This is a genomic window from Micromonospora acroterricola, from assembly GCF_003172955.1.
In the GTDB taxonomy this organism is placed as follows: Bacteria; Actinomycetota; Actinomycetes; order Mycobacteriales; family Micromonosporaceae; genus Micromonospora; species Micromonospora acroterricola.
On the sequence record NZ_QGKR01000341.1, the window covers coordinates 15884 to 35455 of the forward strand.

The following is a 19572-nucleotide window of genomic DNA, read 5'->3' on the forward strand; positions in this document are numbered from 1 at the left end:
CCTTTCGTTCGCGACTGCGGGGCTCCGCTTCGCTGCACTCCTCGCGCTCACCGGGCTGGCCTTTCGTTCGCGACTGCGGGGCTCCGCTTCGCTGCACTCCTCGCGCTCACCGGTCCACCTCGATCTCCAGGCCCGACGGCAACGGGGCGACCTCGTCCTCGTACGACTGCTCCTGCGTGCGGTCCACGTCCGCCTGCTCATAGGCGGTGACCAGATCGGCGTAGCCGGGCACGGTGGCCAGCAGCTCGCTGTGCGTGCCCCGGGCGATCACCCGCCCCTGCTCCACGTAGATGACCTCGTCGGCCAGCGCGATGGTGGCCCGGCGGTACGCCACCACCAGGATCGACGCGGCCGGCACCCCGGGCTCGCCCGCGGACGCGCGCAGCCCGGCCAGGATCGCCGCCTCCACCCGCGGGTCCACCGCGCTGGTCGCGTCGTCGAGCACCAGCAGTCGAGGTCGACCGGCCAGCGCACGGGCCAGGGTGAGCCGCTGCCGCTGCCCGCCGGAGAGCGAGGTGCCGCGCTCGCCGACCATCGTGTCCAGGCCGTCGGGCAGCGCCGCGACGAAGCCGTCCGCCTCGGCCAGCCGCAGCGCGGCCCAGACGTCCTCGTCGTCGATGCCCGACCGGTCGAGGGCGATGTTGGCGCGGACCGTGTCGTCGAAGACGAACGGCACCTGGGCGACCAGGGCCACCGTGCCGGCCAGCGACGCGGCGGTCAGCTCACGCACGTCGACGCCATCCAGCTCGACGGTGCCGGCGTCCGGGTCGACCAGGCGCACCGCCAGCGAGGCGATGGTCGACTTGCCGGCGCCGGTGGGCCCCACCAGGGCCACCGTCCGCCCGGCCGGCACCGTGAAGCCGACCTCGCCGAGCACCTGCGCGCCCGGCTGGTGGGCCTCGGCCGGAGGGTAGGAGAAGTGCACGTCGGTGAAGGTGAGGGTGGCCGGGCCCCGGGTGGCCGGGTCGAGCACCCGCCGCCCGTACGGCATCTCGCCGGTGGCGTCGAGCACCCGGCGGACGCGGTCCCAGCCGGCGACGCTGCGCGGCAGCTCGGCCAGCACCCAGCCGATGGCCCGCACCGGGAAGGCCAGCACGGTGAAGAGGAAGGCCACGCTGACCAGCTCGGTGACGCTGATCGCGCCCTGCCGCAGGCGGAACGCCCCGACGACCAGAACGGCCAGGGTGCCGAGGCTGGGCAACGTCTCCAGCAGCGGGTCGAAGACGCCGCGCAGCCGGCCGACCGCGATCAGCGCGTCGCGCAGCTCACCGGCGCGGCCGGCGAAGCGGGCGGTCTCCTGCGCCTCGCGGCCCATCGTCTTGACCACGAGCGCGCCGTCGAAGCTCTCGTGGGCGATCCCGCTGACCTCGGCGCGCAGCCGCTGCGCCCGGGCCTGCCGGGGCGCCATGCGGCGTGAGTAGACGACGTTCAGCGCGAACAGCGCGGGGAAGACCGCGAGACCGACCAGCGCCAGCGCCCAGTCGGTGGCGAACAGCGAGACGATCGCGCCGACCAGCATCACCACGGTGCCGACCGCGAAGGGCAGCGGCGCGATCGGGTACCAGGCCGCCTCGACGTCCGAGTTGGCGTTGGAGAGCAGCGTGCCGGTGGCGTTGCGGTGGTGCCAGGACAGCGGCAGCTCCAGGTAGCGTCGGGTGACCCGCCGCCGGTACGCGGCCTGGAGGCGGTACTGCATGTAGCCGGCGCCGAGCCGGCGACCGAAGATGCCCACGACCCGCAGCACGCTGATCCCGAACAGCGCGATCGCGGCCAGCGCCAGGGTGCCGGTGGCCACCTCGCCCCGGGCGATGGCCGGCACCACCACGTCGCCGACGACCCCGCCGACCACGTACGCGCTGACGATGACCATCGAGCCGAACAGCACGCTGCCGACCACCGCCACCGTGAAGATCCTTGGCTGCTCGCGGATCGCCTGCCTGAGGACCCCCAGCCCGCGGCCAAGCACATCCCGACTTGTCCTGCTCGCCACGCTCTCCCCCGCCGTAAGCCACAATTATCTCCCTCATCCTTACCGGTCCGGACCTCCCCCGCCGACTCGGATCGCATATGTCGACCGTCACGTAGCGGGCGGCGACGAGGCGGGCCACGCCCACCCGTGTCCGCCGGGAGCGCGCTGGCAGGCGTCCGGGCCTACGATCGGGCCATGTCGCGGTACGCCCGAGCCGAGCGCGAGGCGCTGGCCGATCTCCTGCTGGCCCTCGGGCCGAACGCGCCGACGATCAACGAGGGCTGGGCGACCCGCGACCTCGCCGCGCACCTGGTGCTGCGGGAGCGCCGCCCGGACGCGGCCGGCGGGATCATGCTGGCCCCGCTGCGCGCGTACGCCGAACGGGTCCGTCGCCACATCGCCGCCCGGCCCTACGGCGAGCTGGTGGAGCAGGTGCGCAGGCCGCCGGTGTGGAGCCCGGTCAGCAACCCGTTGACCGACGAGCTGGCCAACACGCTGGAGTTCTTCATCCACCACGAGGACGTGCGGCGGACCGGGTCCGGGTGGCTGCCACGCGAGCTGCCACGGGGCATGCAGGCCGCGCTCTGGAAGAGGGTCGCTCCGCTGGCCCGGCTGACGCTGCGGCGCTTTCCGGCGGACCTCTACGTGCAGGCGCCCGGGTTCGGCGAGATCTCCGTCGGCCGCGGTGGCGAGCCGTTGCGGGTGGTCGGCGCCCCGGCCGAGTTGGCCCTGTTCCTCTCCGGCCGGCAACGGGTGGCCCGGGTCCAGTTGGACGGCCCGGCGGCGTCCGCGCGGCAGTTGCGCAACGCCAGCCTGGGGATGTGACTCTGCGCGCTCACGCGGTCACAGCTCCTTTGTGGAATGGATCGCTCCCAGCGACACGTGACGATCCCTGCTCCCGTACGCTTCACCGCGCCGTTCCGCGCCGGGGCGGCACGAGTGGGGGCGTACTGTGCGGAGTTTCGCGATCTCGGCGCTGCGGGAGCCCCCGTTTCCCGCGGGGCGCCATGGGGCCACGGATCAGGTGGCGAGCGAGAGCGTCGAGTGGGCGCGCGCGTTCGGGCTGGTCGACTCGAGCCATCGTGTGCACCGGCTGCAACGGGCCGACGCCGCCGGCCTGGCCGGTCGCGCCTGCCCGGACGGGTCGGTGGAGGGGCTGCGGCTGCTCACCGACCTGATCTCCTGGCTCTTCGTCATGGACGACGCCTGCGACGAGGACGGGCTGGGCGCCGACCCGGGCCGGCTGGGGCCGGCGATCAGCACCCTGCTCGACGTGCTGGACCGGTGCGGCGACCCGGACGTCGTACCGCCCGCCGTGGGGCCGCTGGGTGACGCGCTGCACGACCTGTGTCGCCGGACCCGGCTGCACGGCCACCCGACGCTGCTGCTGCGGTTCGTCACCCAGATTCGGGAGTACCTGCTGGCGCTGCTGTGGGAGGCGGCCAACCGGGAGCGTCGGCGGGTGCCCGAGGTGGCGGAGTACATCCAACTGCGCCGGCACATCGGCGGTGTGCACCCCTGCCTCACCCTGACCGACCTGGCGTCGGAGGAGCCGCCCGGGCCGGGTCGGCGCGCCGACCCGGCGCTGGTCACCCTGGATCTGCTGGCGGTGGACCTGGTCTGCTGGTGCAACGACGTCTTCTCCTACGGCAAGGAGAGCCTGGCCGACCCGGACGCGCACAACCTGGTGACGGTGATCGCCCAGGCGAGCGGCGCGGACGAGGCGGGCGCGCTGCGGGCGGCGGCGGACCGGTTCAACGAGGGGCTGGCTACGTACCTGACGGCGGAGGACGCGCTGCTGGCCGACGGGGACGACGCGGTGCGGGCGGCGCTCACCGCCCGACGCAACTGGGTCCGGGCAACCTACGACTGGTCACTGGTGGCCGCCCGGTACGCCTGATCCGCCGTACCGGTTGGTGGGACGGAACGGCCGGACGATCACCGGGGCTAGCCGATGCCCGGTGCCAGGCAATACTCTTCGGTAACCAGCCTGACGTGACGACCGTCACGCCACCACCCCCGAAGGCGGCTACAGCGATGGCTCTCGATGTCCCGTACCGCTCCATCCCGGACATGTTCCTCAAGCGCGTGGCGGCCACCCCCGACCGGCACGCGTTCGCCTCCCCGGCCCCCGACGATTCGGGCCCCGTCTGGCTGACCTGGGCCCAGGTCGGTCAGCGCGCCAAGGCGGTCGCCGCCGGTCTGCACGGCCTGGGCGTCGGCCAGGAGGATCCGGTCGCGATCCTCGCCAACACCCGGCTGGACTGGGTGATCGCCGACCTCGGCATCATGTGCGCGGGCGGCGCGACCACCACCGTCTACCCGACCACCGAGCCGGCGGACGCGACCTACATCATCGCCGACTCGGCCTCGAAGGTGCTCTTTGCGGAGAACCCGGCCCAGGCCGCCAAGATCGCCGGCGCCAACCTGCCCGCGTTGACCCACGTCGTCCTCCTCGACGGCGCCGCCGACGCGTCCGCCGCGATCCCCCAGCTCACTCTCGCCGAGCTGGAGGAGCGGGGCGCCCGCGCGCTGGCCGCCGAGCCGGAGCTGATCGACATGCTGGTGGCGGGCATCGGTCCGGACCACCTGGCCACCCTGATCTACACCTCCGGCACCACCGGCCAGCCCAAGGGCGTCGAGCTGCTGCACGGCGGCTGGTGCTGGGAGGCCGTGGCCCAGGCCGAGGTCGGGCTGCTCCGCGACGACGACCTGCAGTACCTGTGGCTGCCGCTGGCCCACTCGTTCGGCAAGACCCTGCTCTGCGGCGCCATCCACGTCGGCCTGCCCACCTACGTCGACGGGCGGGTGGACAAGCTGGTCGACCTGCTCTCGGTGATCCGGCCGACGCTGATGTGCGGCGCCCCCCGGGTGTTCGAGAAGGTCTACAACAAGGCCGTGACCACTGCGCAGGGCGCCGGCGGCGCGAAGGCGAAGATCTTCGCCTGGGGCGTCCGGGTCGGCAAGGAGAAGGTCGCCCTGGAGCAGGCCGGCAAGCCGGTGCCGGCCGGGCTGAAGCTGCGCTACGGGGTGGCCGAGAAGCTCGTGTTCAGCAAGCTCCAGGCCCGCCTGGGCGGCCGGATGCGGGTGCTGGTCTCCGGCGCCGCTCCGCTCAGCCCGGAGATCGCCACGTTCTTCGCCGCCGCCAACCTGCCGATCTCCGAGGGCTACGGCCTGACCGAGACGAGCGCCGGCAACTTCGTCAACCCGCCCGCCGGGTTGCGGATCGGCACGGTGGGCAGGGCGATGGGTGACCTGGAGTGCCGGATCGACACCGACGGGGAGATCCTGGTCCGCGGCCGGCCGGTGATGCGGGGCTACCACAACCTGCCGGAGGAGACCGCCGCCGCGTTCACCGAGGACGGCTTCTTCCGCACCGGCGACATCGGCAGCCTCGACGAGCAGGGCTACCTGCGGATCACCGACCGCAAGAAGGACCTGGTCAAGACCTCGGGCGGCAAGTACATCGCGCCGTCGCACATCGAGGGGATGTTCAAGGCCATCTGCCCGTACACCTCGCAGGCCGTCGTCGTCGGGCAGGCCCGGAACTTCTGCACGATGCTGGTCACGCTGGACCCGGACGCGATCCGGGGTTGGGTGGCCGGCGGCCCGCTGGAGGGCCGCGACTACTCCGCCATCGTCGCCTCGCCGGAGGCCCAGGCGATGGTCGAGGAGTACGTCGCCCAGCTCAACGCCAAGCTCAACCGCTGGGAGACGATCAAGAAGGTGGCGATCCTGCCGCGCGACCTCACCATCGAGGACGGCGAGATCACCCCGTCGTTGAAGATCAAGCGGCGCGGTGTGGAGAGCAACTTCGCCGCCGAGATCGACAAGATGTACGCCGGCACCCTCGCCGAGCTCTGAGCCGAGCGCCGAGTCGACCGCCGGCGGCCCCGCACCCACCAGGGTTCGGGGCCGCCGGCGTCTCACGGGTGCTCCCCCGGCGAGTGCGTCTGCTCGGCCTCGGCGGCGAGTTGCTCCGGGCCGCCTCGCGCACCCGGCGCAGCGGCGCGTCGACAAGCCTCTGCACCCGCGGCCGCCGCGTCGGACCGTCCGGAGGCGGGCGCGCCGGGCGACGGGCTCAGGCGATGACGGCGGGCTCCCGCCACCGCTGCCGGCCGGTCCGGTCCAGGTCGTAGCGGACCGCGGCGATCCGGCCGACGGCCTCCACCAGGTCGGCGGCGGGCAGGGTGAACGGCAGGCGCAGGAAGCGCTCCAGGGTGCCGTCCAGGCCGAACCGGGGCCCGGGCGCCAGCCGGACACCGACCTCCTCGGCCGCCCGGGCCAGCGCGCTGGAGACCGGGCCGTCCAGCTCCGCCCAGAGCGTGACGCCGCCGCGCGGCACGGTGACCCGCCAGTCCGGCAGCCGGTGCGCCAGCGCGCCGAGCAGCGCGTCGCGCTGGGCGGCGAGCTGGGTGCGGCGGTCCGCGACGATGGCCTTCGCGTCGGCGAGCAGGTGCACGGCGACCAGTTGGTCCAGCACCGGGCTCGCCATGTCGACACCGACCCGGACGGCGGCCAGTCGCTGCACCTGCGGCGCGGACGCGCGGACCCAGCCGATCCGCAGGCCACCCCAGTACGGCTTGCTCATCCCACCGATGCTGATCACCCGGCTGTGCCGGTCGAAGGTGGCCGTCGGCGGGGGCAGCTCGGTGCCGTCCAGCGGCAGGTCCACGAAGGACTCGTCGATGACGAGATCGGTGCCGACGGCGTGGGCGGCGGCCACCACCCGCTCGCGCAGCGAGGCCGGCATCAGGTGCCCGGTCGGGTTCTGGAACTCCGGGATCAGGTAGGCCAGCTTGGGCCGGGTCTGCCGGAGGCTGCCCAGCAGGAGGTCGGACTCCCAGCCGCCGGCGTCGGCGGCCAGGCCGTGCGTGGTGATCCGGGCCCGCCGGCCGGCCAGCGCGGCGAGCGCGTTGGGGTAGGTCGGGGACTCGACCAGCACGCTGCCGCCGGGCGCCAGCGCGAGTCGCAGCACCAGGTCCAGCGCGTGCTGGGTGCCGCTGGTGACCATGATCTGGTCGGCCGAGGTGGGCAGGCCCCGTTCGGTGTACCCGTCGGCCACCGCCTCGCGCAGCTCGATGATGCCGGTCGGGTGGTAGCCGGCCCCGCCCAGGTAGCGGGGCAGGTCCTCGGCGGCGGCGCGGGCGGCCGCCAGCAGCTGCGGCGGGGCGGCCAGCGCGGCGACGCCGAGGTCGATCATCTCCCGGTCGTCCAGCGGCGTCCACAGCCCGGTGCTGGCCACCCGGTGGTTGCCGGGCAGCATGGTCCAGCTGCCGGCGCCCCGCCGGCTGGCCAGGTGCCCGGTCTCGCGCAGCTGCCGGTACGCGGCAGTCACCGTCGTCCGGCTGATCCGCAGCGCCTCGGCCAGCTCCCGTTCCGCCGGCAGGCGGACGCCGAGCGGCAGCCGGCCGTCGGCGAGCAGCCCGCGCACCGCGCCCGCCAGGGCCGCGTAGTCGGGGCTGCGGCGGCGGCCCGGCAGGGCGTGCCACTGCCCGAGCAGACGAGCCAATTGGACGCCCCGCACCTGACCGGTCATGGCCACTCCTCCGATATTGGCTTCTTCCTCGGGGAGGATTGGCACCTAGGGTGGCACGCATGGCACTGATTGGCAATCTGCGGCACCGGCCGGTACGACGGCTGACCCAGCTCTACGCCGGGCTGATCCTCTACGGGGTCAGCATGGCTCTGCTGGTCCGCTCCGACCTGGGCCTCGACCCGTGGGACGTGTTCCACCAGGGGCTGTCCGAACTGACCGGGCTCTCCTTCGGCACGGTCACCATCGCGGTCGGCGCGCTGGTGCTGCTGCTCTGGATCCCGCTGCGGCAGCGCCCCGGTCTCGGCACGGTCAGCAACGTGGTGGTCATCGGCCTGGTCGTGGACGCCACACTGGCCCTGCTGCCGGCGGGCGGCCCGCTCGGCGTACGGATCGCGATGCTGATCACCGGGATCGTCGCCAACGGCGCGGCCACCGGTCTCTACCTCGGCGCCCGCCTGGGCCCCGGTCCGCGCGACGGGCTGATGACCGGCCTCGTGGCCCGCCGGCCCCGCTGGTCGATCCGGCTGGTGCGCACGGTCATCGAGGTCACCGTGCTCGCGCTGGGCTGGCTGCTCGGCGGCACGGTCGGCCTGGGCACCGTGGCGTACGCGCTGGCGATCGGTCCGCTGGCGCAGCTCTTCATCCCGCTGTTCGCGGTGGCCGAGCCGCGCGCCGCCGTACCCGACCCGCCCGCCGCCGGTCCGAACCCGCCGGCCGCCCCGCCGGCGCCGGGGACGGTCGCGCCGGTGGCCCCGGCCGGCTGAGCGTTCACCGACGGTTCACGCACCGGCACGCGGCGGTGTGGACGCGGGCCGGATGGTGGGTGGGTGTTCCCTTCCGCGACGCGCGCCGTCATCATCTCTGCATGGGGGAGAACGGTTGGCGCTGGACCGACGCCTGGATCTTCGTGTCGCTGGTGATCGCGAGCGGGGCGGGGCGGCACCGCCGGTCCGCGACCAGTCGCCGGCCGGAGGGCGTCCGCCTGACCGACGTGCTCTCCACCGCCGACCACCTCAACCACGCGATCCCGCAGCGGCACGAGGTGGAGGCCGCGGTCCGCCGGCTGGTCGGCGCAGGGCTGGTCAGCGTCGCCGACGGCTGGTTCCGAATCACCGCCGAGGGCGAGCAGCTCTGGCGCAGCCGACCGCGCGCCGGTGTGGCGACCATGGTGGACACCGTGCAGGGCGTGCTCAGCCGTGGCCACGCCCCCGGCAGCGCCGAGTGGAACCTGGACGAGGCCGACCACGCGGCGGCCGTCCAGGAGTACGTGGTGCGCTCGATCCCCACGCCCCGACGTTCACCGGAGGAGCACTCCGGGGGGCACTGACCGGGCTCAGCGCACCGGGTGGCCGCTGCGGCGCAGCACGTCCTTGACGTCGGCCACGGTCAGCTCGCCGAAGTGGAAGACGCTGGCGGCGAGCACCGCGTCCGCGCCAGCCCCGATCGCCGGCGGGAAGTGGGCCACCTCGCCGGCCCCGCCACTGGCCACCACCGGCACGTCCACCACCGCGCGCACCGCGCCGATCAGCTCCAGGTCGAAGCCCGCCTTGGTGCCGTCGGCGTCCATCGAGTTGAGCAGGATCTCCCCCGCGCCCAGCTCGGCCCCCCGCCGCGCCCAGTACACGGCGTCGATCCCGGTGCCGCGCCGGCCGCCGTGCGTGGTGACCTCGAAACCGCTGGGCGTGTCGCCGGCCGGGGCTCGGCGCACGTCGAGGGAGAGCACCAGCACCTGCCGGCCGAACCGGTCGGCGATCTCGGCGATCAGCTCGGGCCGGGCGATGGCGGCGGTGTTCACGCCGACCTTGTCCGCGCCGGCGCGCAGCAGGGTGTCCACGTCGGCGACCTGGCGGACGCCGCCGCCGACGGTCAGCGGGATGAACACCGACTCGGCGGTGCGACGCACCACGTCGAGCATGGTGCCCCGGTCGCTGGAGGACGCGGTGACGTCGAGGAAGGTCAGCTCGTCCGCGCCGGCCCGGTCGTAGGCGGCGGCCAGCTCCACCGGATCACCGGCGTCGCGCAGGTCGAGGAAGTTGACCCCCTTGACCACCCGCCCGGCGTCCACGTCCAGACACGGGATCACCCGCACCGCCACCGTCATGCCGCGAGCCTATCCTCCGCGCACGGGGCGGCGACCGACCTGTGAGGCCGGCCACCGCCCCGCATCGAATCGGGACTCACACCCGGACGAGCATCTTGCCCAGGTTGTCGCCGCGCAGGACGCCGAGGAACGCCTCCGGGGCGTTCTCGATGCCGTCCACGATCGTCTCGTCGTAGGAGAGCCGGCCCTCGCGCAGCCAGCCGGCGACGTCGCGGACGAACGCCTCGCGCAGGTTGCCGTGGTCGCCCACCAGGAAGCCGCGCAGGGTGAGCCGCTTGCCGATGACCAGCGCCAGGTTGCGCGGCGCGGCCGGCGCCTCGGTGGCGTTGTACTGCGCGATCATGCCGCAGATGGCGGCCCGGCCGTGCAGGTTCATCGCCGAGATCGCCGCCTCCAGGTGGTCGCCGCCGACGTTGTCGAAGTAGACGTCGACGCCGTCCGGGGCGGCCGCCTTCAGCGACTCGCGTACCGGCCCGTCGTGGTAGTCGAAGGCGGCGTCGAAGCCCAGCGCCCGCAGCCGCTCGACCTTGGCCGGCGAGCCGGCGCTGCCGATCACCCGGCCGGCGCCCTTGAGCTTGGCGATCTGGCCGACCAGGCTGCCGACCGCGCCGGCCGCGGCGGAGACGAAGACGGTCTCGCCGGGCCTCATCGCGGCCACCTCCAGCAGCCCGGCGTACGCGGTCAGCCCGGTCATGCCGAGCACGCTGAGATACGCGCTGACCGGGGCGACGCCCGGGTCGACCCGGCGGGCGGCGGTGGCGCCGAGCAGCGCGTACTCCCGCCAGCCCAGCCCGTGCAGGACGGTGTCGCCGACGGCGATGTCGGCGGCCTCGCTGGCGACCACCTCGCCGATCGCGCCGCCGTCGAGCGGCGCGTCGAGCGCGAACGGCGGCACGTACGACTTGACGTCGTTCATCCGGCCCCGCATGTACGGGTCGACGGACATGTACTGGTTGCGGACCACGATCTGGCCCGGGCCGGGCGTCGGGACGTCGGTCTCGACGAGCCGGAAGTTCTCCTCGGTGGGCCAGCCCTGGGGGCGGCTGGCCAGGTGGATCTCACGGTTGCTGGTCACGGGGTGGTCGTCCTCTCGTCCGCGGTCGGGGCCTGGGTCCTCCGCGACGTCACGCGGCCAGGGACTCGCGGACGGTCAGCGCGACGTCGATGTTGCCGCGGGTGGCGTTCGAGTACGGGCAGACCTGGTGGGCCTGCTCGACGAGCTGCTCGGCGGCCTCGCGGGGCACGGCGGGCAGGTCGACGACGAGCCGCACGGTGAGCCCGAACCCGCCGCTGCCGTTCGGGCCGATGCCCACCTCGGCGGCGACGACCGAGCCGGTCACGTCGGCCTTGGCCCGGCGGGCGACCAGTCGGAGCGCGCCGTGGAAGCAGGCCGCGTAGCCGGCGGCGAAGAGCTGCTCGGGGTTGGCGGCGCCACCGGCGCCACCCATCTCCTTCGGCACGGCCAGGTCGAGCGTGAACGTGCCGTCGGAGGTCTCGACGTGGCCGTCCCGGCCGTCGCCGCTGGCCGTCGCTGACGCGGTGTAGAGCACCTGCATGGTCACTGCTCCTTCTGTCGGTGGATGGTGTCGGTGACCCGGGTGAGGGTGTCGCGCAGCTCGACCAGCTCGGCGATGCCGAGCCCGGTCGCCCGGGCGATCCGCAGCGGGACGTCGTCCACCTGCTGCCGCAGCGCCCGGCCCTGCTCGGTGAGGCCCACCTCGACCCGCCGCTCGTCGCGCGCCGAGCGCTGCCGCACCACCAGGCCCGCCGCCTCCAGCCGCTTGAGCAGCGGGGAGAGCGTGCCGGAGTCCAGTCGCAGCTCGGCGCCGAGCTCGGAGACCGTGGGGGCGTCGTCGGGACGCTCCCAGAGCACCAGCAGCACCAGGTACTGCGGGTAGGTCAGCCCCAACCGGTCGAGGATCGGCCGGTAGACGTCGGTCAGGGCGCGCGACGCGGCGTAGAGCGCGAAGCACACCTGCCGGCGGAGCACCAGGTCATCGGTCACCGTTGAACCGTAGCCCACAATTGAATTGTGCACAACCGATCCGACCGGACTGCGGTCGGGACACGGTCACCGGACGACCAGCGGCACCGCCTCAGCGGTCCGCGAGGTACGCCTCCAGCTCCACCTCGACCAGGTGCTCCGGGTCTAGCAGACCAGCCACCACCACCAGCGTCGCCGCCGGCCGCACCGCGCCGAAGACCGCGTTGTGCGCCCGGCCCACCTCGTCGGCGTGCAGCCGGTCGGTCACGTACATCCTGGTCCGGACCACGTCACCCGGCTGCGCACCCACCTCGGCGAGCGCGGCCAGCCCGATCCGCAGCGCCTGGGCGGTCTGCGCGGCGGCGTCCCCGACGTGCACCACCCGACCGTCCACGGTGGCCGTGCAGCCGGCCGTCCACGCCAGGTCACCGGCCCGGACCACCCGGGAGTAGCCGTACCGCTGCTCCCACGGGCCGCCCGAGCCGAGTCGGGTGGTCGTCACGCCTCGGCCAGCGTCCGCAGCGCCTCGGCCACCGTGAAGGCGCCCGCGTAGAGAGCCTTGCCGGCGATGACGCCCTCCACCCCCGCCGACTCCAGGGTCGCCAGCGCCCGCAGGTCGTCCAGCGTGGACACGCCACCGGAGGCGATCACCGGCCGGTCGGTCCGCGCGCACACCTCGCCCAACAGGTCCAGGTTCGGGCCCCGCATGGTGCCGTCCTTGGTGATGTCCGTGACCACGTAGCGGCTCGCGCCCGCCTTGTCCAACCGCTCCAGCACCTCGTACAGGTCACCGCCGTCCCGCGTCCAGCCGCGCGCGGAGAGGGTACGGCCGCGTACGTCCAGCCCGATCGCCACCCGGTCGCCGTACTCCCCGACCACCCGGTCGCACCACACCGGGTCCTCCAGGGCGGCGGTGCCGATGTTCACCCGGGCCGCACCGGTGCCCAGCGCCGCGCGCAGCGACTCGTCGTCCCGGATGCCACCGGAGAGCTCCACCTTCACGTCGAGCTGGCGCACCACCTCGGCGAGCAGGTGCGCGTTGGTGCCCCGGCCGAACGCGGCGTCCAGGTCGACCAGGTGGATCCACTCGGCGCCGTCGCTCTGCCAGGCCAGCGCCGCGTCCAGCGGGTCGCCGTAGATGCTCTCGCTACCGACGGCGCCCTGCACGAGCCGGACGGCCCGGCCGTCGGCGACGTCCACGGCGGGTAACAGGGTGAGGCTCAACGTCTTCTCCTCGATCAGGTACGGCGGTCCAGGGCGATCACCACGATCGCCGGCAGTACGAGCAGCAACAGCACGATCAGCGCGACACGCAACGCCAGATTGTCGACGAACGTCCAGATCAGGATCAGCGCCGCCCCGGTGAGCAGCACGATCGCGGCCCGCTCGCCCCGGGTGTGCCGGGCCAGCCGGCCCGACCGGCCCCGCCGCAGCTGCGGCGTCAACCGGCGGACCACCGCCCGGCGACGCTGACGGCGCGCCACCCGGCGCTGCCGGACTGCCCGCTCCCGGGCCTGCTCCGCCTCGCGTTCGGCCCGGCGGCGGGCCCGTTCCCGGCTCATCGCCGCCCCCAGCGGGCGGTCGCCGGACGACGCTCAGCCACCGCTGGGCAGCGTGGCAAGCCAGTTGCGCAGCAGCGCGGCACCGGTGTCGGCGGACTTCTCCGGATGGAACTGGGCCGCCGAGAGCGGACCACGCTCCACCGCGGCGACGAAGTCGGTGTCATGGTGGGCCGTCGTCACCGTGGCGCCGGCGGCCGCCAGCGCCGCCGGGTCACCCATGGCGTACGAGTGGACGAAGTAGAACCGGCTCTGCGGCGGCATCCCGGCGAAGAGCACCGACTCCCGGGGCGCGCGGACCGTGTTCCAGCCCATGTGCGGCAACCGGGTGGCGGCCAGCCGGGTCACCCCGCCGGGCAGCAGCCCGAGCCCCTTCGTCACCACGCCGTGCTCGTCGCCGTGCTCGAACAGCACCTGCATGCCCACGCAGATGCCGAGCACCGGCCGGCCGGCGGCCACCCGCTCGGCTATCACCGGGCCGGCGCCGAGCGCCTCGATCCCGGCCATGCACGCCGCGAACGCGCCGACCCCCGGCACCACCAGCCCCTCGGCGTCGGCTGCGGCCGCCAGGTCGTCGGTCACCCGCACGTCCGCGCCGGCGGCGGCCAGCGCCCGCTCCGCCGAGCGCAGGTTGCCCGAGCCGTAGTCGAGCACCACGACGCCGCTCACGAGCCCGACTCCGGGAGCAGCCACAGCACCCCGCCGGCGGTCGCCAACAGGGCCAACAGGGCGGTGGCCACCACCGCGCCCTTCGGCGCGCCCTGCCGGTACAGCGACCAGACCCCGCCCACCAGCACCCCGGCCAGGATCAGCAACAACGTCGGCAGCGCCGCACCCATTAGTGCCACCTGCCATTCGCGACTGCGGGGCTCCGCTGCGCTGCACTCCTCGCGCTCATCAGAGCGCTCCCTTCGTGCTCGGGATCGCGCCCGCCGCCCGCGGGTCGATCGCGGTGGCCTCGCGCAGCGCCCGGGAGACCGCCTTGAACTGCGCCTCCACCACGTGGTGCGCGTCCGGGTGACCGCCCGGCCGGGCCGCCCGCAGCACGTCCACGTGCAGGGTGATCCGGGCCGCCTGGCCGAAGGACTCCCAGATGTGCCGGGTCATGCTCGTCGGGTACACCGGCCCGATGTACGGCGCGAGCGCCGGCTCGTCGTGCACCACGTACGGCCGGCCGGACAGGTCCACCGCGGCCCGGACCAGCACCTCGTCCATCGGGACGGTCGCCGAGCCGTACCGCCGGATGCCGGCCTTGTCGCCCAGCGCCTGGTCGAACGCGGCGCCCAGCGCGAGCGCGGTGTCCTCCATGGTGTGGTGCGCGTCGATCTCCAGGTCGCCCACCGTGCGCACGGTCAGGTCGTAGCCGCCGTGCCGGGCGATCTGGTGCAGCATGTGGTCGTAGAAGCCGACCCCCGTGCTGATCTCGGCCGTGCCGGTGCCGTCGAGGTCGATCTCGACGAGGACCTTGGTCTCCTTGGTGATCCGCTCCACCCGGGCGGTCCGGCTCATCAGAATGTCTCCATCGCAGAAAGGAACGCGTCGGTCTCGGCGGGGGTGCCGGCGGTGACCCGCAGCCAGCCGGGCAGGCCGACGTCGCGGACCAGAACCCCCTGCTCCAGCAGGGCGCGCCAGGCGGTGGCCTGGTCGCCGCCCACCTCGAAGAGCACGAAGTTGGCGTCGCTGTCGGCCACCCGGGACCCGCGCTCGCGCAGCGTCGCCACGATCCGGTCCCGCTGCGCCATGATCGCGCTCACCGTACCGAGCAGGGCGTCGCGGTGGGCCAGCGCCGCGCGGGCCGCGGCCTGGGTCAGCGCGGACAGGTGGTACGGCAGCCGGACCAGCTGCACCGCCTGCACCACCGCCGCGTCGGCGGCCAGGTAGCCCAGCCGCCCGCCGGCGAAGCCGAACGCCTTGCTCATCGTGCGGGTCACCACCAGCCGCGGGTGCCCGGGCAGCACGGCGAGGGCGCTGACCGTGCCGGGCCGGGCGAACTCGGCGTACGCCTCGTCGACCACCACCATGCCGGGCGCCGCGTCGAGCACCGCGGCGACCACCGCCGGGTCCAGGGCCGTGCCGGTGGGGTTGTTCGGCGAGCAGAGAAAGACCACGTCGGGCCGGTGCTCGCGGACCTGGGCGACCGCCTCCTCGGCGGTCAGCCCGAAGTCGACGCCACGCCGCGCCGGCACCCACCGGGTGCCGGTGCCGAGCGCCAGCAGCGGGTGCATCGAGTACGCCGGCACGAAGCCGAGCGCGCTGCGACCCGGACCGCCGAACGCCTGGAGCAGCTGCTGCTGGATCTCGTTGGAGCCGTTGGCCGCCCACACCTGCTCGACGGTGAGCCCGTGCCCGAGGTACCCGGCCAGGTCGGCGCGGAGCGCCACCGCGTCCCGGTCCGGGTAGCGGTTCAGGTCGCGCAGCTCGGCGGCGAGCGCCTTGCCGATCGCCTCCACCACCGGCTCCGGCACCGGGTAGGAGTTCTCGTTGGTGTTCAGCCGCACCGGCACGTCCAGCTGCGGCGCGCCGTACGGCGACAGCCCCCGCAGGTCGTCGCGGATCGGCAGGTCGTCCAGCGTGCTCACGCCGGCCCTCCCGGAAAGCGGGCCCGGACGGCCTGGCCGTGCGCCGGCAGGTCCTCCACGGTGGCGAGGGTGACCACGTGCGGGGCCACCTCGCGCAGCGCGTCCCGCGTGTACTCGATCAGGTGCACGCCCCGCAGGAAGGACTGCACCGACAGGCCGGAGGAGTGCCGGGCACAGCCGCCGGTGGGCAGCACGTGGTTGGAGCCGGCGCAGTAGTCGCCGAGCGACACCGGCGACCAGGCGCCCACGAAGATCGCCCCCGCGTTGCGCACCCGCAGCGCCCACTCCCGGGCGTCGACGGTCTGGATCTCCAGGTGCTCGGCCGCGTACGCGTCGACCACGCGCAGGCCGGCCTCAAGGTCGTCGACCAGGACCACGCCACTCTGCTCGCCGGTCAGCGCGGTGGTGACCCGCTCGGCGTGCTTGGTCGCCGGCACCTGCCGGGCCAGCTCCCGCTCGACCGCCTCGACGAGGGCCACCGACGGGGTGACCAGCACGCTCGCGGCGAGCGGGTCGTGCTCGGCCTGGCTGATCAGGTCGGCGGCCACGTGCGCCGGGTCGGCGCTGTCGTCGGCCAGGATGGCGATCTCGGTCGGCCCCGCCTCGGCGTCGATGCCCACGACGCCGCGCAGCAGCCGCTTGGCGGCGGTCACCCAGATGTTGCCGGGGCCGGTGACCAGGTCGACCGGCTCGCAGCGCGCGTCACCCGCCGGGTCCACCGCCGCGCCGTACGCCAGCATCGCCACCGCCTGGGCGCCGCCCACCGCGTAGACCTCGTCGACGCCGAGCAGCGCGCACGCGGCGAGCACCCGGGCGTCGGGCAGGCCGCCGTTGTCCTTCTGCGGCGGGCTCACCACCACCAGGGAGCGCACGCCGGCCGCCTGGGCCGGCACCACGTTCATGACCACGGTCGACGGGTACATGGCCAGCCCACCGGGCACGTAGAGACCGACCCGGTCGACCGGCAGCCACCGCTCGGTGACCGTGCCGCCGGGCACCACCTGGGTGGTGTGCTCGGTACGCCGCTGGTCGTCGTGCACCCTCCGGGCCCGGGTGATGGACTCCAGCAGCGCCGCACGCACGTCCGGGTCGAGCACCCCCTCGGCCTCGGCGATCGCCTCGACCGGCACGCGCAGCACCTCCGGGGAGACCCCGTCGAACCGTTCACTGGCCTCCCGGATCGCCGGGTACCCATGTTCCCGGACCGCCTCCACGAGCGGCCGGATCCGCTCGACGGCCACCGAGACGTCGAGCTGGGCACGGGGCAGCAGGCGGCGCGGGTCTCCGAGACCATTGCGCAGGTCGATCCGATTCAGCACCCTTGCGAGTCTAGGCGGCCCGGTCGCAGCCCACCCCAGCCGCCCGTACGCCGGGACGGTGAGCCGGGCCACGCCGACGTGGGCGAGATTGGCTAGGCTCGACCCTGTGACCGCACGGCTGCCGGTGTTCCCGCTCGCAACGGTGCTCTTTCCCGGGCTGGTGCTGCCGCTGCACATCTTCGAGGAGCGTTACCGGGCCCTGGTCCGGCACCTGGTCGCCCAGCCCGAGGGCGTCCCGCGCGAGTTCGGGGTGGTGGCCATCCAGGCCGGCTGGGAGGTCGCGCCGGCCGGTCCGGGCGCCCGACAGACGCCCGGCGGCGGCGAGGTCACCCTGCACGAGGTGGGCTGCACCGCCGAGCTGCGCCAGGTGACCGAGTTGGCCGACGGCGGCTTCGACATCGTCACGGTCGGCCGGCGCCGTTTCCGGATCGCCGACGTCGACGAGGACGCCGCGCCCTACCTGACCGCCGACGTCGAGTGGCTGCCCGAGCCGGCAGGTCCGGACGAGGTGGCCGATCTGCTGGCCGCCCGCGTGATCGCGGTGTTCCGGCAGTACCTGGGCCTGATCCGGTCCGACCCGGAGGAGATCTCCGAGCAGCTGCCGGAGGACCCGACCGTGCTCTCCCACCTGGTGGCGGCGACCGCGGCGCTGACCGTCGACGACCGGCAGCGGCTGCTGGCGATCGACGACACGGCCGCCCGGCTCCGGGCGGAGCTGCGGTTGCTCAACCGCGAGGCGGCTCTGCTGCGCCAGGTGCGGGCGGTTCCGGTGCCGCTGTCGGAGCTGGCGTCCCCGCCGACACCCAACTGAGCGCGGCCGGGTCGGGCTCCGGCTCCGGGCGCAGCGACGGCCACCGTGACCAGCCGGCCAGCAAGGTGTACGTGACCGCGGCGCCGAACGCCGGCAGCAGCAGGTTGCCGTGCGGCACGGGCAGCACGCCCAGCAGCCAGTCCACGCCACCGGCCCGCAGGTCGGCGGGTTTGGTGAAGGCCTGGCCGGCCGGGGCGCCGGCCAGCAGTCGGTCGAAGGTGGCCAGGCCGACCCGCCGACCCACCTGCCAGGCCACCGGCGCGGCGGCCAGCGTGCCGAGCACGGCGGCGAGCAGCCCGACGGGGCCGCGCCGCCGGCGCAGCACGAACCACAGGACGAGCGCCGCGAGCACCCCGAAGGCGAGCCCGAGCAGGCTGAACCAGCCGTCCGCGGCGATCGGCTGCTCCGGCTGCGGCTCGGCGTAGATCGCGCCCTCGGCGGTCTTGAGCACCGGGGTGTCGGGCGCGAGCGCGGCCCACAGCAGCCCGAGCGGCGCACCCAGCACGGCGAGCGCGAGTGCGACGCCGACGATCGTCGCCCCGGTCCGGCCCGGCCGGCGCGGTGGGTCGACCGGGCGCGGGCCGGAGTCTCCGTCGACGTCCGGCTGGGTGGCGTCCGGGCGCTGCTCGGTGACCGGGTCGGCCGGTGCCGGGGAAGCGGGCGACTCGTCACCGGACGGCGTGGGCCGGTCGGATTCGGGGCTGTCGGGGTTCACCCGATGATCCTCTCAGCTCGCCGCTCGGGCCGTGCACGGTCATCGGCGCTCCCGCCGGATGACGTGACCGCGCCCGGTCCGGTCACCGGGCGAACGGCTCCACCATGACCGCGGCGGCGCGCAGCCACGCCTGCCGGGTCTCCGGCTGGAGCTGGTGGTACTCGATCGACGACCCGGTCTCGAGCGCAGGGTCGTAGGGCACCACGGCGACGGCGCGGGTACGGGTGGCGAAGTGCCGCTCCAGGTCGTCCTGCAGGGCGGAGCGGCCCGGCGTCGGGCAGGAGATGAGCGTGACGGCGTTGTCGGCCAGCTCCCCCATGCCCACCTCGTGCAGCAGGTCGAGCATCCAGTCGGCGCTGAAGGCCGCGTCCTCCCGGGGCACCGTGGTCACCACCAACTGGTCGGCGGCCTGCATCACGGTGCGCCAGTTGGGGCTCTCCACGTTGTTGCCGGTGTCCACGCAGACCACGTCGTGGGTACGCCGCAGCAGCTCCAGCACCCGCCGGACGGTGAACTGGTCCAGGCGCTGGGCGAAGCGCGGGCTCTCCTCACCTGCCAGCACGTCGTACGAGCCGTCGGAGGCGTGCCGCAGGTAGTCGTCGAGGCGCTCCAGCAGGGGCGCGCCCTCGAGGATCTCGATCTGGGCCAGCTCGGTGATCAGGTGGCGGATGGTCCGGGCGTGCCGGGCGCTGCCGGCGCGCAGCCCGAGGGTGCCGCGCAGCTCGTTGTCGTCCCAGGCCAGCACGCCCCGGCCGCGAACGCTGCCGACGGTGGCCGCGGCGAGCACGGTGGCGGTGGTCTTGTGCACCCCGCCCTTGGGGTTGGCGAAGGCGAACACCCGTGGAGTGCCGAGATCGCGGCGGAGCACCGCGGTGGCGCGCTCCAGCTCCTGGTCGACGGGCTGCGGACGCCACTCGACCCGCGCCGGGAAGCCGCGTTGGGCGATCGCCGAACCGACCGGCGGGGCGGGCGGCGGCGCGACCGCTGGGGCAGGTG

22 protein-coding genes are annotated in these 19572 nt (G+C 74.3%); 6 read left to right on the top strand and 16 right to left on the bottom strand.

The window, feature by feature from the left end; genetic code table 11:
• Positions 1–106: 106 nt before the first annotated feature.
• Positions 107–1990 carry an ABC transporter ATP-binding protein gene (locus tag DKT68_RS28820; RefSeq protein WP_109820526.1) on the bottom strand — a complete coding sequence of 628 codons (1884 nt, stop codon included), beginning with the start codon at positions 1988–1990 and terminating at the stop codon, positions 107–109.
• 174 nt (positions 1991–2164) lie between these two features.
• Here DKT68_RS28820 and DKT68_RS28825 point away from each other — a divergent pair, with 174 nt between their 5' ends.
• The 3 genes from DKT68_RS28825 to DKT68_RS28835 all read left to right on the top strand — a co-directional run bounded on the left by DKT68_RS28825 (position 2165) and on the right by DKT68_RS28835 (position 5833).
• Positions 2165–2794 (top strand): TIGR03085 family metal-binding protein, encoded by a 630-nt coding sequence (locus DKT68_RS28825; RefSeq protein WP_109820527.1) that lies wholly within the window; start codon positions 2165–2167, stop codon positions 2792–2794.
• A 199-nt stretch (positions 2795–2993) separates the two neighbouring features.
• Complete coding sequence (locus DKT68_RS28830; RefSeq protein ID WP_236647117.1) at positions 2994–3869, top strand: terpene synthase family protein; 876 nt, start codon at positions 2994–2996, stop codon at positions 3867–3869.
• Between the two features lie 137 nt (positions 3870–4006).
• Positions 4007–5833: an AMP-dependent synthetase/ligase gene (locus DKT68_RS28835; RefSeq protein WP_109820529.1), complete on the top strand. Its 1827-nt coding sequence runs from the start codon at positions 4007–4009 to the stop codon at positions 5831–5833.
• Positions 5834–6050: 217 nt separating this feature from the next.
• On the opposite strand, the gene yczR is transcribed toward DKT68_RS28835, so the two are convergent.
• On the bottom strand, positions 6051–7508 hold the full coding sequence (yczR, locus tag DKT68_RS28840; RefSeq protein WP_109820530.1) for a MocR-like transcription factor YczR: 1458 nt from the start codon (positions 7506–7508) through the stop codon (positions 6051–6053).
• 59 nt (positions 7509–7567) lie between these two features.
• Between yczR and yczE the strand changes: the two genes are divergently transcribed.
• Together yczE and DKT68_RS28850 are read left to right on the top strand one after the other, a co-directional pair.
• Complete coding sequence (gene yczE / locus DKT68_RS28845; RefSeq protein ID WP_109820531.1) at positions 7568–8272, top strand: membrane protein YczE; 705 nt, start codon at positions 7568–7570, stop codon at positions 8270–8272.
• A gap of 101 nt (positions 8273–8373) precedes the next feature.
• The gene (locus DKT68_RS28850; RefSeq protein ID WP_109820532.1) at positions 8374–8835 is read left to right on the top strand and encodes a hypothetical protein; all 462 of its coding nucleotides are present in this window, start codon (positions 8374–8376) and stop codon (positions 8833–8835) included.
• Between the two features lie 6 nt (positions 8836–8841).
• Here the strand turns inward: DKT68_RS28850 and hisF are convergent, their stop codons facing one another.
• From hisF to hisD, 12 genes are all read right to left on the bottom strand, one after another.
• Positions 8842–9609, bottom strand: a complete 768-nt coding sequence (gene hisF, locus DKT68_RS28855) for an imidazole glycerol phosphate synthase subunit HisF (protein WP_109820533.1) — start codon at positions 9607–9609, stop codon at positions 8842–8844.
• Positions 9610–9685: 76 nt separating this feature from the next.
• Positions 9686–10684, bottom strand: coding sequence for an NADP-dependent oxidoreductase (locus DKT68_RS28860; protein WP_109820534.1), 999 nt, complete (start codon positions 10682–10684; stop codon positions 9686–9688).
• Between the two features lie 49 nt (positions 10685–10733).
• Positions 10734–11165: an organic hydroperoxide resistance protein gene (locus tag DKT68_RS28865; protein WP_109820535.1), complete on the bottom strand. Its 432-nt coding sequence runs from the start codon at positions 11163–11165 to the stop codon at positions 10734–10736.
• Between the two features lie 2 nt (positions 11166–11167).
• Entirely contained in the window at positions 11168–11614 is a 447-nt protein-coding gene (locus DKT68_RS28870; protein WP_109820547.1) for a MarR family winged helix-turn-helix transcriptional regulator, read from the bottom strand.
• Positions 11615–11705: 91 nt separating this feature from the next.
• Positions 11706–12095, bottom strand: a complete 390-nt coding sequence (locus tag DKT68_RS28875; RefSeq protein WP_109820536.1) for a RidA family protein — start codon at positions 12093–12095, stop codon at positions 11706–11708.
• Positions 12092–12817, bottom strand: a complete 726-nt coding sequence (gene priA, locus DKT68_RS28880; protein WP_109820537.1) for a bifunctional 1-(5-phosphoribosyl)-5-((5-phosphoribosylamino)methylideneamino)imidazole-4-carboxamide isomerase/phosphoribosylanthranilate isomerase PriA — start codon at positions 12815–12817, stop codon at positions 12092–12094. The genes DKT68_RS28875 and priA overlap by 4 nt, the downstream gene beginning before the upstream one ends.
• A 14-nt stretch (positions 12818–12831) precedes the next feature.
• Positions 12832–13155: a hypothetical protein gene (locus tag DKT68_RS28885; RefSeq protein WP_109820538.1), complete on the bottom strand. Its 324-nt coding sequence runs from the start codon at positions 13153–13155 to the stop codon at positions 12832–12834.
• Between the two features lie 33 nt (positions 13156–13188).
• Positions 13189–13821, bottom strand: coding sequence for an imidazole glycerol phosphate synthase subunit HisH (hisH, locus tag DKT68_RS28890; protein WP_109820539.1), 633 nt, complete (start codon positions 13819–13821; stop codon positions 13189–13191).
• On the bottom strand, positions 13818–14000 hold the full coding sequence (locus tag DKT68_RS30975) for a hypothetical protein (RefSeq protein ID WP_146218446.1): 183 nt from the start codon (positions 13998–14000) through the stop codon (positions 13818–13820). The genes hisH and DKT68_RS30975 overlap by 4 nt, the downstream gene beginning before the upstream one ends.
• A gap of 49 nt (positions 14001–14049) precedes the next feature.
• The gene (gene hisB / locus DKT68_RS28895; protein ID WP_109820540.1) at positions 14050–14661 is read right to left on the bottom strand and encodes an imidazoleglycerol-phosphate dehydratase HisB; all 612 of its coding nucleotides are present in this window, start codon (positions 14659–14661) and stop codon (positions 14050–14052) included.
• Entirely contained in the window at positions 14661–15731 is a 1071-nt protein-coding gene (locus DKT68_RS28900; RefSeq protein ID WP_109820541.1) for a histidinol-phosphate transaminase, read from the bottom strand. The genes hisB and DKT68_RS28900 overlap by 1 nt, the downstream gene beginning before the upstream one ends.
• Positions 15728–17050 (bottom strand): histidinol dehydrogenase, encoded by a 1323-nt coding sequence (gene hisD, locus DKT68_RS28905; RefSeq protein WP_109820542.1) that lies wholly within the window; start codon positions 17048–17050, stop codon positions 15728–15730. Before hisD ends, DKT68_RS28900 begins: the two co-directional genes overlap by 4 nt.
• A 106-nt stretch (positions 17051–17156) precedes the next feature.
• Here hisD and DKT68_RS28910 point away from each other — a divergent pair, with 106 nt between their 5' ends.
• Positions 17157–17861 (top strand): LON peptidase substrate-binding domain-containing protein, encoded by a 705-nt coding sequence (locus DKT68_RS28910; RefSeq protein WP_109820543.1) that lies wholly within the window; start codon positions 17157–17159, stop codon positions 17859–17861.
• Here DKT68_RS28910 and DKT68_RS28915 read toward each other — a convergent pair.
• Positions 17776–18576: a DUF2567 domain-containing protein gene (locus tag DKT68_RS28915; RefSeq protein ID WP_109820544.1), complete on the bottom strand. Its 801-nt coding sequence runs from the start codon at positions 18574–18576 to the stop codon at positions 17776–17778. The two genes, DKT68_RS28910 and DKT68_RS28915, sit on opposite strands and share 86 nt — an antisense overlap.
• An 82-nt stretch (positions 18577–18658) precedes the next feature.
• Positions 18659–19572 (bottom strand): MinD/ParA family ATP-binding protein (locus DKT68_RS28920; protein ID WP_236647118.1); only part of this gene is annotated, 914 nt, incomplete at its 5' end.